A 17,256-nucleotide genomic window follows, 5' to 3' on the forward strand; every position below is an offset into this window, starting at 1 on the left:
TTTATCTAAAACATAAAACCGGTGCTTACTGTTAATAACTCTTCATTTTCATAAAAAGTATAACCTCCTCGGATAATTAGTTGATCTAAAATACCGAAATACATTCCTAAACCATAAGAATGATGCCATTTTTTTGATTCCTCCTTGTCTTGCCAAGTTCTTGCCAAATCTGTATAGGCAGTAAAACCAAAATCGAAAGGAACTACATAATTAGGCACTTTTAACAAACTTGTTCTTAGCTCTAGGGAATTAAATTGCATAGATCTCCCAGAAAAACGATTTCTATAAACGCCTCTAAAATTTGTTTGACCTCCCAAAAAATGGCTCTGAAAAAAGGAGAAATCTCCAAAATTCTTTGCAAATCCAGATCTAAACGCTAAAGTTGTTTGTTTTTTCCTGAAATTTAATGGAATAAATAAACGGAGCTCAGATTTTAACTCGAAAAAAGAATAATCATTTCCAGAAATATCTTGACTCCACTGCCCTGAAGTATTAAACACAAATCCTCTATGTGGGTTTGTTACATGATCCATATTCTCGTAGGAAAAACCTACCCCAAGTCCTAAATTTGTTTGACGACTTTTCCAGTGATGACTAAAACTGTCATGGATTCCTTCTTGATGTCTGAAATGATTTAAACTCGAAAATATTTCTAATGCGCTTGCATAATTTGATATCGGGATTATCAAACTAGGTTTCCATCTAATTTTTGAAAGCCGTACCCATGCTTCGGAGTGCTCATCTTTATCTATAAACGGAGTTTCGTTTCCTATTCCATGGAAATCAAAAAACTGCGGTAATCTTAATGATAAATCAGACTCAAAATCTGCTTGTCCAATGATATCTGTATAGGTAAAAGTATAATCGGCTCGCCATCCATCCTGTCTATTGATCGATTTTCCCAACACAAATTTATGTCTTTGCTCAAAGGGTTCTTTTTTAAATCCATGCTTGGTATAAACAAAACCTGCCCCCAGATAAAATCCATCATCGGGATTTCTACCAAGACTCAAAAGCGGTGCAAGACGATTGTATCTAAAACCTCTTCGGTTATAGTCAATATGCTCAGGCTCATTCTTGATAAATAGCTTAGATTCTTTTCCTAGAGAGAACGCATTCTTAGAGGATGTTTCGTAGATTTTTGTATAATTTCTCCAACCTTTAACAGTAGAATTATCCTCTATTTTATCTTTTTTTGTACCCCCTATAATCCTCACGAGAATACTTTTATTAACAGATCCTTCAACGATATATTCGTCTTTCCCATCTAAGCCATACAATCTTATTTCTTTGGTCTCTTCTGTATTAAAAATGCGTTTATAGAAAGCTTTTGTAGCGATACTTTTGTCTTTTTTTATATTGAAAACTGACACCTCCACTTCCCGGTCATTCATTCTTTTCACTACAAATTTTTCGCTCCCGAAAGTTCCTATAATATCTACTTGTTTTGACAGAATTTCATAATATTCCTTCACAAAATGAGCTAAATTGTTTCTTCTTGCCTTCAAGATGTCTTTCAGTTCGTTACCATGCATTTCTTGTGACGCTTTAGGTAATTTTGAAATAGATACCTCGATTACAGAATCTGTAATAAAACTTTGTAGATTTTCGACCTGCAATAACCAATCATTCAATGTTGCCTGAGATAAAAAAGCTCTATCAAAATATCTCGCATTAAAATTAAAACCTTCAATACTGATAATTTCTTTTTTAAATGGCTGAAATTTTGGCATTAAAGCTCTTTGCCTAGTAAGGAAAGGTAATACTCCATCAAATCTAAAAAAGACTTGATCTCTATCTCTAGGTATAGGTCTATATATCGTTTTCTTACCTTTCTTAAAAGTCGCCCATCTCCACTGATCATCATGACGATCCCAATCTCCAATAAGCATATCAAAGATTCTTGAACGCAGAGTAAAAGGTAAATCTATTTGATGTTTTGTTGAGTTTTGAATTTTCTTTATCGCCTTAGAGTAACTGATGACTTTCTTGCTATTTCCAAAATTTGAAAAAGCTTCCATATTATTATCTGGGCGTTCTTCAATGATTGCGAGCATTCCACCAAATTCATCAATATAATCTCCTAAAATAGCATCTTTGGGAACATAAACTAACTCCGGATTACTATAATATATTTTAGCTGCATTTGCAAGTGGCGGAACAGCGAGTGCGGCATAAGGATGAGCACCAGCCATACCTTCATAAATGATATCTTGAGCGATCGTTCCTCTTAAATTTCTTTGAGTTAGGAATTCCGTATTTTTTTTAATTCCTCGTAGAGAATATTGTAAACCATTGGCTCCTTGAAGTCTCAAAGAAATAGTTTGCATTCCTCCCCCTTTTTTAATGGGTGTTAAACCTCCTGCTTTGTTATGTATATCTAGTACAGGAACCTCTATCTCTGTTGCCCAAAGATCTCTATACATATCACCCATCAAGAATCGCTTCATTTTTCCACCTTGGTAAGTGGAATCCGGTGTCACCCGCATGACTTGATTTGCATAAGATATTTTAACCGCATTCCCTTTTAGGGCTCCCAAGTTTTTAATCTCTTTAGTAAATAGTTTTCTATTAAAAACCTCTACCATTTTTCCCTGTTCATTGAGTGCATAAAAGCTTACCCAAACTGCTCCATTTGCAAAGATTTTTAATTTAGAATATCCTTTATTACTTGTTCCAAAATCAATTTTCCTATTTCTTTTTAAATAAGTTCCTTTACTTCCTGCACCACTAATGATATGATGAAAATTATCTTTTTTGGTATATTGTAAATTATGCTCATGCCCAGAAACATAGATAATATCATCATACTCATTCATCGCTTGAGAAATTTTTCTTACAAAGTCTCGATAAACAGGATGAGCAATATCTTGCCTATGCCCTAAGAACTTTCTATACCCAGGATAAATACTCCCCAAAACGGGTAATGGAACATAAGCATTTTTTGATAACTCGGTAAGTGGAAACAAATGGTATTTTAATGGAAAATTCCCTCCATGTTTTCCATTACTCACCAGAGGATGATGGCCTGCTACAATGATTTTTTTATTTCGATGTTTTTTCAGTTGTTCTTTAAAACTAAAAAGTAATTCATCTGTATTTCTCACGGAACAATCATCGGCCTCTCCATTGGGTTTTTTGTGAGGATGCAACCACCATTGTGTATCTAAGATGATCATGACTAAGCCTGGGGATAATTCTCGAACTTCGGGACCAGGGCAACCTTTACTAGGAAGAAATACATCGCCTTTTTGAAGGTATTTTTCTATAAATCTTTCTTGACGCTTTACTTGCTTCTCTCCTTTTTCTCCTTGCCTTTGCCAATCGTGATTTCCTGGGATAAAAAAGAGATCTGCTTCTACATCTTTCAATAAGTCTAACTGAGCGATGATTCTTTCTTCGTCTTGTTTTCTTTCAGGATGATCTTTTTTCCTCAATCCTACGGGGTAAATATTATCCCCTAAAACGACTACTCCACATTTTCCGTTTGCAGACATTTCTTTTACCATAGGAGAAAAAACTTCTGAAGATTCTGTGGGACTTTCTCCTGCATCTCCTACCAAGTATAACTCATATACTAATTCAGAACCCTCATCGGGAATGATTTTGTTCTTTAATTTGGGGTTTATATAAACCAATGAACCCGTATTACAAGAGATCATAAACAGAAAAATACTGATATAGATTCCTATTTGCTTCATGGTCTTGGGATTTTAACAATATTTGGAAATCCATTTTTCTTTTCATTCGAAATATAGATTTCTCCTGTCTTTAGCACAACAATTCCCTCTGGTTGTTGAAAGGGTCTTTTGGGTAATTTTATTTTATCAAAATCAGCTGTTTTCATTGTATAGATCATTAATTCTCTTGAAGAAGAACTGAGAATAAACCATGTCCCATTGGGTTGAATGTATAAACCTGAAGGTTTGAAATTTTTTCCAACTTGATCATGAGCTAGAGTTAAAATTGGCTTTTTTAAATATTCCATTTTTTCTAGATCGAAAGCATAGAAAAGCACCTTATTTTTATATTTTTTTATCGAATGTGATTTACAAGCAAGAATCAATTGTTTATTTTGCTCATCGTAACTCAAGCCTTCAAAATCAAACCCATTTCTTTTTGGAAACTTAAACCGATCTTTTCCCTTAATATCAAGAGGATACAAGTCTCCATTACTTTTTAAAACAAATAAGCCTTTAGAAGTATTTGTAATCCCTTCATAATCTCCATTTTTTCCAAAATATCGTTCATCAATCGTTCTACCTGAAGACGGATCAATTTGAAAAACGATGCCTTGCTCATCATTAATCGCAAATAAATTTGAATTCTCATCAAAGGTAAGACCCGATATCTCATTTAGCTGATTATCTAACTCCACAATATCGAAACCAATGTTTTGTTGAGCGTTTTTTACTAAGCCATCACAGGCAAATAAGGTCATTGACAATATGACAAATGCAAGTCGCTTCATTCTTGAGTGATTTTATAGAGTTTTACCATATTCATTTTTCCTTTAACAGGATGTTCGCCTATATATTCACGTTTAAACTCTTCACAATCCAAAAGTGAATCATATACTTGAGAAGAAATAAGAAGCTGTGCAGACAAATTATTGCACATTGCTTGAATACGTGAAGCGGTATTCATGGTGTCTCCATGATAAGTAATTTCTTTTTTATACTCACCAACTTCTGTAATTACCACGGGTCCTATATGTGCTCCTGCCTTAAAAAAAGGTTTTACCCCATATTCTTGTTCATAATGATTCGCTCTTTTATCAATAATCTCATTGAATGCAAAAAAGGCTTTAAGAACATTATTATTTTTAAAAGCATCTTTTTTGTTCCAAGAAATTACCACCTCATCTCCAACGTATTGATATACATCTGCCTTAAATTTATCCACTACAGCAAAATCATAAAAACAATCTTGAAGTAGTTGACTAAACCTAATATGCCCTAATGTTTCGGCTAATAAACTAGAATCTTTTAGATCTACAAACATAAAAACTCGTTCTTCTTCAACAGGCCTTAGAAATTTACCTGTTATCATTTTCCAGAGGTTTCCTCGTCCTAGTTTTTTATCCATTTCTATAAAAATTTTACCCATGAATAAAATAACAAGAATATTGACTGCTATGGGGCTTATTTCATCTTGAGTGAAAAATTGATAGGATACGCCAGAAACTTTATAAAATAAACGATTGATAAATAAAACTACTGTATCTAAAACCAATAACACGATAGCAGCATCCGCTAATATCGAGAGCATAATAAAAGTAATCCAGCGCTTATATTTTAAGATTTTCCTTAATACAAGGATATCAAAAAGGCTTGCAGACAAAGCCATTAAAGAAGAAGTAAACACATTGATTATCAATGTAAATTTGATCAAACCAAATTCATTTATCAACAATAACATATTTTGATCCATTTTGCTAGAATCAACATTGGTGATTCTATTGTAAGCAAAAAGGCTAAACATGATAAAGCTGATTATAAAATAATACTTAAAATGCGTATAAAAGCTCCTTCTTTTCATTAATAAAGGTTATGTGTTGGTTGTGTGTCTATTTTTTTAAAAAAAAATCAGATGTCTATTCAATTTATAGATAATTTATCGCTTTTCAAAAAGAAGGAAAATTTAGATCAAAGAAAAATCTTTGAATTCTTAGTTAATAAAGCCGTGAAATATTACTCTTTTTAATCCTCAGCTAAAAGTTCCTGTATCATTAGGAATCTCCAAACTGCATTTGGTGAAGGTTTGCATAAAGTCCTTTTTCTGTCAAAAGATCTTCATGACTTCCTTCTTCCACAAGTTTTCCTTTATCTAAAACAAATATTTTGTCGGCATTTTGGATCGTACTTAATCGATGAGCCACAACGATAGCCGTTCTTCCTTGTCTCAGTTTATTGAATGCTGTTTGAATATATTGTTCCGTTATTGTGTCTATTGACGCTGTTGCCTCGTCTAAAATAATGATACTTGGGTTGTATAAATATGCTCTCAGAAAAGCCACTAGCTGTCTTTGCCCGGTTGATAGATTCGATCCTCTTTCTGAAACTTGAAAATCAAACTGATTGGGTAATTTTTCAAAGTACTCATAGATTCCTATTTCTTTTGCAGCTTCAAATATTCTTTCTCTTGAGAAATCATTTCCTATTTGAAGGTTATACATAATGGTTCCTGAAAATAAAAATCCGTCTTGTTGTACGGCGGCAATTTGGGTTCTCAAAAATTTCTTTGGCAGTTTTTGTATTGGGTGTTTATTAATTAAAATTTCTCCTCCTTCTATTTCATAAAATCTGTTCAGAAGATTCAATATTGTACTCTTACCCGCTCCTGTTGCTCCTACCAGAGCAATATTTTCGTTCTTTTTTATCTCAAAACTTAGCTGATGAAGTATTCGTTCTCCTTCTTTGTAGGAAAAATCAACCTGATCAAAAACAATATCCCCACTTAAATCTATTGTTTCTTGTGGAGAATCGGTATCAAAATCATCTTGATTATCATCTAAAATATTAAAGATTCTTTCAGACGCCACTAAACCTCTTTGGATCGTGTTTACTCTATCTGCCAACTGTCTTACAGGTCTAAAGAGCATATTTATCAACAAAATATACAAAACGATATCTCCTGGCTCTAAGCCAGTATTATTAATAATATCTAAACCTCCTTGCCAAACGACAATCCCTAATGCTACCGCAGATATTATTTCTATAAAGGGCAGAAAAATAGAGAAATAGAGTATAGACTGTAAAGTAGCCTTGAGGTGCTTTTCATTAAGGTTTTGAAACTTTTGAAACTCTTGTTTTTCCCTATTAAATATTTGCACAATAGACATTCCTTGTACATGTTCTTGCACAAAGCTTCCTAATGCCCCAATGGCAGTTCGTTCTTGATCAAATGCTTTTTTCATATATTTTTGAAACCATCGGGTAGCCAAAAACATGATCGGAAAAAGAAGTAAAATATAAATAGTGATGCGGATGTCTGTGTAAAACATCAAACCAACAATAAAAAGAATTTTCACCAAATCTCCCACAAATGTGAGAATTCCTTGGGAAAAAATATCTGAAATGGCTTCGATATCAGATACCACTCTCACCACCAGTTTTCCCACTGGATTTTTATCAAAAAAGACGGTTTTAAATTGACTCAATTTTCTATAAGTAACTGTTCGGATATCCTTGATAACCATTTGCCCAAGCCAACCAGACCAGTAACTCATTAAAAACTGAAAAAGAGCTTCTATCAGTATAAAAGAAAGTATTAATAGGGCGTAGAATCGCAATCCTTCCATATTTGGCGAAGCGATATTATCTTGAAATGCTTCACGGACAAAAAAGGTTCTACTAATACTTAGAAATGCCAATGAAAGTGTAAAAAACACACAGAAATAAAACACCTTGCGGTACGGTTTTATAAATTTCATCAATCGTCTGAGGAAATCCCATCGAAATATGGCTTTTTTCTTTGTTTGGCTCATTCTTTTGGTTTCAGAAAATGGTTGTTGGGTATTGTACTTTTGTCAAAAATAAACCTTTTGCGGGAGCAGAAGAACCTGCATTAGATCTATTTTTTGATTCAATGATACTTCTAAATGTTTCTAAACTTGTTTTTCCTTTACCAATATCTAACATGGTGCCTACAATGGCTCTTACCATATTTCTCAAAAATCTATTGGCGGTGATATGAAAAATATAGTGGCTGTTTTCAAATTTCCAATGTGCTTCCTGGATATTGCAGATAAACGTTTTTACATCGGTATGGGTTCTAGAAAAAGCTTCAAAATCTTCATATTCTTTAAGAATTTCACATGCTTTGTTCATTAAATCTATATCCAATTTATGTTTTAAAAAATAGCTCGTTTCTTGACTGAAAATATTTTTTTGAGTGCTAATATGATATTCATAACTTCTCTCTGTTGCGTCAAAACGAGCATGTGCATCAGCACGAGCCATAATTATTTCGTAAACGGCAATATCTTTCCCTAAGAATTGATTCATTCGATAAACCCATTTTTCGGGCACTTTGGAATTCTGAAGATCAAAATGTGCCCACATCTCTTTTGCATGTACACCGGCATCTGTTCTTCCTGCGAAAAGCAATGAAATTTTTTCCTTACACAAAAGGCTTAAACACTTTTCCATTTCCTCCTGCACACTTATTTGATCAGGCTGAACCTGAGAGCCATGATAACGTGTTCCATTGTATGCGAATCTGATAAAATATCTTTGGGTATTTGACATTTTTTTTGTCGGTTTTTCTTTTAAAAAAAAGACCTTTGAAATAATCTTAATGAATATCGCAAAGGTCTCATAATAAATTCTAATAGAAAATCTTTAATGATCTATTTTACTCATTGCATATTCTTTATCAATCAAGATTTTTTTCTTTTTCATCTTGGGTGCATCATACATTAAGTCTATCATAATGTCTTCACAGATTCCTCTTAATCCTCTTGCTCCAAGTTTATTTTCATCTGCTTTATCTACAATAAAATCTAAGGCCTCTTCGGTAAAAGTAAGCTCTTTATCATCCATCGCAAAAAGTGCTTGATATTGCTTAATTACAGAATTTTTGGGTTCTGTAAGGATTGATTTCAAAGCTTCCTTGTTCAGTGGTTTCAGATACGTTACTACAGGTAACCTTCCTACGAGTTCGGGAATCAGTCCAAATCTTTTCACATCTTGAGGACTCACATATTGTAGTACTTCTTCTCCTTCGATTTGTTTGTTGGAGTGTGAACCAAAACCAATGGACTGCTTTTTCATCCTTGATCTGATAATTTCTTCGATTCCATCAAAAGCTCCCCCACAAATAAATAGGATATCGTGTGTATTTACTTTGATGTATTTCTGGTCTGGATGTTTTCTTCCTCCTTCTGGTGGTACATTTACTTCAGATCCTTCTATAATTTTAAGAAGTGATTGCTGAACTCCTTCACCAGATACATCCCGTGTAATTGATGGATTATTCCCTTTTCTTGCAATTTTATCTACCTCATCAATAAATACAATTCCTTTCTCGGCTTTATTGACTTCATAATTACAAGATTGTAATAATCTACTCAAAATACTTTCTACGTCTTCTCCCACGTATCCTGCTTGTGTAAACACTGTAGCATCTACGATAGTGAAAGGAACTTGGAGAACTTTAGCAATCGTTTTTGCCATAAGGGTTTTACCTGTTCCTGTACGTCCAACAAAAAGCATATTCGATTTATCAATCTCTACATCATAGGTATCTTTCCCTTTTGTAAGCAATCTTTTATAATGGTTATAAACTGCTACACAAAGTCGTTTTTTGGCTTCATCTTGCCCGATAACGTATTCATCGAGGTGAGATTTCATCTCAGTGGGTTGAAGAAGGTTTATTTCTTCTTCGGATTCGGTTTCATCCAAATCCATTATAGAATCACCATCTGAAGGTAAAATTCCATTTCTTTCCAACAAAACCTTTGAACGAACGATACACATTTCACATATTTGTCCGCTTGCTCCAGTTACTAGGATATCTACATCATCCTTGTGTGCTCCACAAAAGGAACATTGATTTTTTTTTGCCATATATTATTTATGGTTTTCTCTGAGTAGTACTTTATCTACCATTCCGTAATCTAATGCTTCTTTTGAAGTCATCCAGTAGTCTCTATCAGAATCTTCCCAAACTTTTTCATAAGGTTTTCCTGAGTGTTGAGCGATGATTTCATAGAGTTCTTTTTTCAGTTTTTGAATTTCACGGTGAGTAATTTCAATATCTGATGCTTGTCCTTGTGCTCCTCCTAGTGGTTGATGAATCATCACACGTGAATGTTTTAGAGCAAATCTCTTTCCTTCGTGCCCTGCACAGAGTAATACAGCTCCCATACTCGCTGCCATTCCTGTACAGATAGTAGATACATCAGGGGCAATATACTGCATGGTATCATAAATTCCCAATCCTGCATAAACTGATCCTCCAGGAGAGTTTACATAGATTTGGATGTCTTTATTTGGGTCCGCAGATTCTAAAAACAATAATTGTCCCATGACAATATTGGCTACATAATCATTAATTCCTGTTCCTAAGAAAATGATTCTATCCATCATTAATCTTGAGAAAACGTCCATAGAAGCAACATTCATTTGACGTTCTTCAATAATTGTTGGCGATATATAACTGCTTTGGATAGCTGATTTGTAGTCATGCATGGTCTGGCTACTAATTCCTAAGTGTTTAGTAGCATATTTATCAAATTCGTTTTTTGGAAACATATTTTATTCTTTTTTGATGATATAACGAAGATACTAATAGAATTTTAGATATAGAAAACAAAAAGAGGCTTCCCTTTCGGAAAGCCTCTTATCTCTACTTAAATCTGGTTTAAGTTTATGATTACTTATTTAAGAACATTGATTTTTGTTCTCATGACTTTATTAGTCAATTTGTCTCTTAGGACAACTTGGTAAAGACCGTTAGTCATTTCACTTAAATCATATTCTACAGAAGTTTGATCTTGGTAAGCGTCTTGTTTAACGATTTGCCCTAGTGGGTTGTAAACTGTGATTTCGAAGTCTGTGATAGACGATTCTACATCGATATTTACAATTCCATTTGTAGGGTTCGGATAAACTGTTACCTTACCTTCTTCAAGATCTTCTAATCCAGTAGTACAGTCTTTCAGGATGATTTTATACGTTTCCGTATAGTTTGTATCCTGAGCTGTTACCTCGATGATTGCTGTATCTCCAATTGCTGCAAAATTCTGAACGAAGTTTATGGTAGATGTCGCTTCTTGAGCTGTAGGAGTCAACGTAGGAATAGAGTTAATGTTTACAACTTTATCAATACACCACTCATATAGGAATGTATTAGGATCAAAAGTTGCCGTAACATTATTCGATCCAGCATCGATTAATCTACCAAACGAACCTGTTATACCAGATAATAGTGCATTTGTGTTTCCATCCTCGAAGAAGAAGTTAATGAAATACTCTTTCTGAGTAGTCATATTCTCAGCAAGTACGGTTACCGTGGCTGTATTGTTCGCTATTGTTACATAAGCTGTATCAACATCAGGATCTGAAGTTACCCACGTGATTGGTGGAATAGATGCTCCATAAGCTAATGTATCATAGTTGTAAGTATAAACCGAAGAATCAAATCCTGTGATTGTTGTTCCATCAACTAATAAGTCTGATAAGAATGCATTATCACTAGCAACTTCATTGATAACTACTGTGTACGTGTTTGTAACATTCGTATCTTGAGCTGTAACCACAATAGAAACCGTTGTTGGGAACGTTGTAATCGTTCCTGAAGGTGTCATTGTATAACTCGCCAATGAATTTGCTAAATGAGGAAGTACAGTAGCTGTAGCTCCATTTGGTACCGTGTACGTATAGTTGTACGTTGTTGAATCGAATCCAATTACCGAGTTACCGTTCACTTGAATATCAGATAAGAACGCATTCGCATTTGGTGCTTCTTCATTCACAATTACCATATACTGCATTGTATAATTTGGATCCTGCGCAGTTACATTTGCATAAATAGTATCTGGTAAGGTAGTTCCCGGAGCCAATTGACCAATTAGTGTATTAGACAAATTAGACGATGCTGTTCCAGTGAAGGCACCAAAGTTTGTTGTACCATAAGGTACTGTAATTGTGTACTGAGTAATTGTAGAATCAAATCCTGCGATTGTGTTACCTCCATAAGATAAATCAGATAGATAAGCATTTGTATCACCCGGAGTTACTTCAAAGTTCACCGTATATAGTAAGCTAAACGCAGTATCTTCTGCAGTAACTTCTACAGTTGCCGCACCAGGTAATGCTGGAGCTTGATCTACATCAATATCATCTACAATAGGTGCATTATATACAGCAGATACATTAGGAATATTTGTTGTTCCGAAAGGTAACATTACTGTATAATTCAATGTATCAGGATGGAATCCAGGTACAGTGATACCATTATAAGTAAGATTTGATAAAGTAGCATCTGTATAAGGAACATGTTCCTTAATCTCTATATTATCAACTCCAAATCCTTCAATTGGGTTACTGAAAGATGTTCTAAAGTAGAATCTAAATCTCACATAAGGCTCACCTGCTAATCCTGTGATTAATGCTCCTGCATCTGTCCAAGTATTAGAGGTCGCAAAGTTATTTGAGAAATTATTTGGTTGCATATCTACTGTTGTCCAACTATTATCATCAGTGGTATATTGAAGTCTTGCATAGTGAGAGCTAAACCCTGATACTGGTGTTGTCATGATATAATCCATTGAGATTTCAACATCTGCTGTATATCCAGAGAAATCATAACATGGAGACAATAAATATGAATCTTCATTTAATGCTGCATTGGTATCCAATTTAGTTACCCAAGCTTTTCCTTGAGTACCTTGAGCCATATTCGCCGTAGTTGGAACACCCCACTCCCATGAGTTTGTAATCCCTTGGATAATTCCAGATGTCCAACCTTCTTGAGTTACATCAAAATTATTATTTGATGCAGTGTCTTGAGGAATACTTACCACTGTTGCAGTTAAAGTATTATTTTGAGCACTAGAATCAGCTGGGAATAATACTTGGAAACTATAAGTGTAATTTCCTGCTGTTGACATATCCACTGAAGGTAAAGCTGCCATAGCAGTAGCTCCAGGAGCCAACGGAGTTGTAAATGTATAAACATCTGTCATTGGAGATCCATTTACACTATACTGGATAGATGCTCCAGAAGCCGAAGTTACTGTGTCATTTCCATGATTTTTAAAGCTTACATATCCTATTTCAGATGCTGATAATCCACAAGCTGAAGATACTGAATCAAAAGAAATGATTGCTAAATCATTATCAGGACAAGCGTTAATTGAGAAGTACTCTAATGCCTCTAATTGATCTGTTCCTGGTGGCACCACAGTAGGATCATCTGGACTTTCTCCATTATTGTTTATGATAATATTTCCAAAACATTGTGAAACTTCATAAGTACCAGAGTTCCATCCATCACCATAATCATCCCAAGCCTCAAAGCTATATACTACTCCTTCGAAAAGACAAACATCATAAGTGTATCCATCTGTATAGTTACTATAACCATTTGGTTGAGCTACATTAAACACTGTATTTCCAGCAGCCGTATCGATAATATTCCACCAATATTCACCCGCGTAGTTTCCTGTGTTAATTACAATTTGAACTAGTGCATTACCTTGATTCGTGATATCTTGATTATCCACATTGTTATTTGTATCAGCGTCATTCGTTTGAACAAGCTTAATGTAGATTGTTGAATCTTGTGCCGAACTAAAGTCGAAAGTGTTAGTTAATGTATAAATAGCTGATTGACCAGAAGCAATGGTATCTGGGTACGTACTATCTAGCATATATGTTGTATCATCCCAGCTATAGTACACATCGAAACCAAATGCTGGTTGACCACCATTATTCGAAATTCCAATAATAACTTCTTCAGAAGCTGTTAACATACATCCGTTATCATCAGGACTAATCACTCCATCTAATACAACATCATAAGATGCAGGTGTAGTAAAAGTCTCAGCAAATGTCCAAGTAGAATCACAAGTATTTCTTACGATAAACTCATAAGTCGTACTTGGTAGTAATCCTGTAATATCAACCGTTGCACCTGTCAGTACTGTAGTATCTGGCGTATAAGTAAATGTATCACCTGCAGTAATATTGATCCACTCAAAGTCAAATTGAGAGTTTAATGAAAGTGAAGATGCATTCAAGGTTGCTGAAACATCTGTTAAGTTTGTTACATTAAGATTCACTGGTGTAGCACAGCTATCCATTTCTTCCCATGAAACATTATCTATATGAATATAGTTATAAGTTCCGTTTTCTTTTAATCTAAATGCAATATACTTATCTGTTCCTGTATAATTAGCAAAACCATACTCAACTTCTTGGTAAGATGTAGAAGTTGATGGATAAGTTGCTAACTCTGTAAATGTAGCAGGGTCAGTATTATCTGTCATCGTTCCCAATTGAAGAGTTCCAACTGGTCCATAAGCTCTTCTATAGTTGAATACTAGCTTTCTATCACCACTATTCATATTAGACAGTTCAGGTGTTATTGCAAGAACTTCTTCATTATTAGCAGAACTACTGTGGTATAAACGAACCGACTTAGAACTTGATTGAGCATATCCATTATAGATCGCACTGGTAACGAAACCTGATGGAGCATTTGCAATAAATGACCAACAAGGTGCTCCATTTTCAAATCCTTCGTCTAAAGAATCTTGAGCAGTACATGCGGTAGTAAAATCAACACCATTCAGCATCCAATCAGATTGAACGATACCACAATTTGTTAAGAAATAAATTTCATATTGTGAGTTTGGATTCAGTCCTGAAATGGCAAAGTTTGTTGAAGTAATCGTATCTGTAGCAACACCAGTTACTGATTGACCAGCTGTTAAGTTTACAATTTCTGCAAACCACTCCGTATCGGCAGTATCAGCAGGAGTAAATGATCCAAAAACAGTATTTGCATTAGCACTATCTACAACTACATTCGTTGGTGGATAACATGTAGGAGCAATTTCCCAAATTACATCATCCATATATACATCAACACCATAAGATGAATTCCAGTCATAACGGAAAGCGATTCTTGTTCCTTGGAAGTTTGGATAATCAGATGGTTTAAAATCATATTTTGTATATGATGAACCTGTTACTGTAATCGTTTCAAGTTCTACAAATGAATCCTCATCCGTAATATCTGTAATATATCCTACTTCAATTTTTCTAACATGTGAACTTGAGTTATAACTACCTCTCAACCAGAAAGTCATCCACTTATCTGAAAGTGAGTCAAGCTCTGGAGAATAAAGAATCATATCAGGAATCAAACTACTTGATTGAGATCCGTGATCGAAATCCATTTTATATGAACCAGATTTTGCAGAATATTGAGTAATCTTAATAGATGCATTTGACGAAGCAGGAACATTTGCTAATATAGATCCCCAACAATTTGGCATGTCTGCACCATTTGCATTATCGAAGTTCTCTGTGAATGAGGTGAAAATACCACAATCTGTATTAAAGCTAACTGATGGTCCATTTACGGTATCTGAAGTACAGTACGTTGTCAAAGACATATTATAAGAAGTACTTGACATTAATCCTGTAACTGTAAAAGGTGATGCTGTTGCAGTACCTGTAACAGTATCTGTTAAATCTGCTGAAATAGCTTCATAGTAGAACGATTGTGATTGATCTGCAACATCAATAAAGCTAAAGTTAGCTGTGGTAAGCGTTGCTGAGTCAAAAGTTAAGCTGAATGCTGGCTCACAAGTTGAGAAAGAGCGTACTCCAATATTATCAACAAACATGTTTGCTCCAGTATATGTTCCTCCAGAAGTTTTTCCTGCAGTAAATCTAAATTTCAAAGTTTGCCCAACTAATGTAGTAGGTAACAAAACTAATTTTTCTTCCCAAACATGAGGGTTTACCGCATTGGTAAAAGAACTAGAAGTAGATGTAGATAAATCTTCATTTTCTTGTAACCAAAGGTTTGTCCATGTTGAACCACCATTTGTAGAATACTCTATTTTTAAAGAAGTGTTTGCTGTACCAGAATACTTAGTATTTGCTACATCAAAATGAAGGTAACCACCTGTTGAGTAATTTACTTCGGCAGTTGTAAACCAAATTGGCGTTTGTGTAGAAGTCATATAACGCGTAGGAGCTCTCATAGACTTTCCATTAGAAGTATAGTGATTCCACTGATCTCCAGAAACCATTGGTCCAATTTCAAAACAGTCTGGAGCGAAATTATCAATTGAATCTACATAAGGCATTGAGAAAGGAACACAAAGCGTTTGGAAGTTCAATGGCCCAATCCATGTACTTGAATCAGTTCCCGAACATTGTGCATTAACATAAACTGCATAATCTGTAGATGCAGCTAATCCTGTAAGGGTAATTGTTGGGTTTGTAGTTGCGATATAGTCATCTTCAAATTCTTGAGTCTCTCCATTATCAAGATTCACTAATTCGATTCCCCATTCTGTTTCACCATCATTGGCTGTCCAAGAAAGTGTAATTCCACTAGCTGTTAACAAAGTATCCGTTAATCCTGAAGGTGGAAGACATGAAGGATCTGTTGTAAACGAAACTGCAGCAGACCACGCTCCATTACCATCTACTACTCCACAATTTGCTCTTACTTTAAAAGAGTAATCTGTTTCTGGTAAAAGAGAGGTAAATGTGTATGTTGAATCTGTAATACTCGTAACTGTTGGGTTTCCTGTAAAGGTTCCACTAGCTGAAGTATTAATCAATTCAATCTCCCATGCATCTTCGGCTGAAATCCATTCAGCAACCGCAGAAACATCGGTGATATTTTGAATTGTTACATTCGATACTGGCAAACATGTAGGATCTGTTGTGAAATTCAACGGCCCAGCCCACATACTAGAATCTGGAGAACACATTGCTCTAACGTAAATTGCATAGTCATTATCTGGTGTTAGTGAAGTTAAACTCACTTCTGAATTTCCGATAATGGTATTTGTTGGTGTTCCAGTAGCTGTATCTCCAGCTTCAACATTAACTAATTCATATTCCCACAAAAGAGCGGTTCCATTTTCATTGAAATCAATGGTTGCAGTTGTTGTACCAATTGTCGTTGCATCCAATTCATTTGGTGGCGGACAAGTTGTTTGAATATACGTATAATCAACTGTTAAGTTAGTTACTGTAGCATCAGAAACAGGGTCTGTGTTATGGATTTTAACTTGAATACTATCAATATTATTCAAATCAATCCCATGATCTGAAAGCATCACACTTTGATCACAGGTTCCATCTAAAATGGTTTGACCATTTACGATGATGTCAAAATTATACCAGCTAGGGCAATAAACACTTGATCCTGAGCCATAGGTTATCACTGATTGGACTTCAACTTCTGTTATCCATCCATTGGTTGCTGTATCCGCACAAGAAGGGCTATAAACCGAGGTAATATAATTCGAAGCATCTTGACCTGACTGCGTAGCAGTTTCTGTACAAGTCAATGACTGCGAAAACCCTTGATTTACAGCGAAAACCGTTGCGAATGCAGCTAACATTCTTAGTTTTTTAATCATAAGTTTTTAGATTTAAGAGTTTAGGTATCAATCCCAAATATAAACATTTTTAATGAAATAGTTACATTTTGTTAATTTATTTTCTCCTAAAATTAGCCCATAAAGTTTTATTAATTTTGCTAAAAAAT

General features: G+C 34.7%; 8 protein-coding genes. All 8 read right to left on the reverse strand.

Translation table 11 applies throughout. The annotated features are described in order from the left end of the window. Window positions 1–5: 5 nt before the first annotated feature. The 8 genes from N4A45_01125 to N4A45_01160 all read right to left on the reverse strand — a co-directional run bounded on the left by N4A45_01125 (window position 6) and on the right by N4A45_01160 (window position 17,128). Window positions 6–3,701 carry a BamA/TamA family outer membrane protein gene (locus N4A45_01125; protein MCT4663817.1) on the reverse strand — a complete coding sequence of 1,232 codons (3,696 nt, stop codon included), beginning with the start codon at window positions 3,699–3,701 and terminating at the stop codon, window positions 6–8. Next, the gene (locus N4A45_01130) at window positions 3,698–4,471 is read right to left on the reverse strand and encodes an SdiA-regulated domain-containing protein (GenBank protein MCT4663818.1); all 774 of its coding nucleotides are present in this window, start codon (window positions 4,469–4,471) and stop codon (window positions 3,698–3,700) included. Before N4A45_01130 ends, N4A45_01125 begins: the two co-directional genes overlap by 4 nt. Beyond that, on the reverse strand, window positions 4,468–5,541 hold the full coding sequence (locus tag N4A45_01135) for an adenylate/guanylate cyclase domain-containing protein (protein ID MCT4663819.1): 1,074 nt from the start codon (window positions 5,539–5,541) through the stop codon (window positions 4,468–4,470). The genes N4A45_01130 and N4A45_01135 overlap by 4 nt, the downstream gene beginning before the upstream one ends. Window positions 5,542–5,731: 190 nt before the next feature. Continuing rightward, a complete protein-coding gene (locus N4A45_01140; GenBank protein MCT4663820.1) occupies window positions 5,732–7,489 on the reverse strand; it encodes an ABC transporter ATP-binding protein/permease in 1,758 nt (585 codons plus the stop codon). 10 nt (window positions 7,490–7,499) lie between these two features. Continuing rightward, entirely contained in the window at window positions 7,500–8,252 is a 753-nt protein-coding gene (truA, locus tag N4A45_01145; GenBank protein ID MCT4663821.1) for a tRNA pseudouridine(38-40) synthase TruA, read from the reverse strand. Between the two features lie 93 nt (window positions 8,253–8,345). After that, window positions 8,346–9,572, reverse strand: coding sequence for an ATP-dependent Clp protease ATP-binding subunit ClpX (clpX, locus tag N4A45_01150; protein MCT4663822.1), 1,227 nt, complete (start codon window positions 9,570–9,572; stop codon window positions 8,346–8,348). A gap of 3 nt (window positions 9,573–9,575) precedes the next feature. Further along, the gene (gene clpP, locus N4A45_01155) at window positions 9,576–10,259 is read right to left on the reverse strand and encodes an ATP-dependent Clp endopeptidase proteolytic subunit ClpP (GenBank protein MCT4663823.1); all 684 of its coding nucleotides are present in this window, start codon (window positions 10,257–10,259) and stop codon (window positions 9,576–9,578) included. A gap of 125 nt (window positions 10,260–10,384) precedes the next feature. After that, the gene (locus tag N4A45_01160) at window positions 10,385–17,128 is read right to left on the reverse strand and encodes a T9SS type A sorting domain-containing protein (GenBank protein ID MCT4663824.1); all 6,744 of its coding nucleotides are present in this window, start codon (window positions 17,126–17,128) and stop codon (window positions 10,385–10,387) included. Window positions 17,129–17,256: the final 128 nt, after the last annotated feature.

The organism is Flavobacteriales bacterium, assembly GCA_025210805.1.
Lineage (GTDB): Bacteria > Bacteroidota > Bacteroidia > Flavobacteriales > CAJXXR01 > JAOAQX01.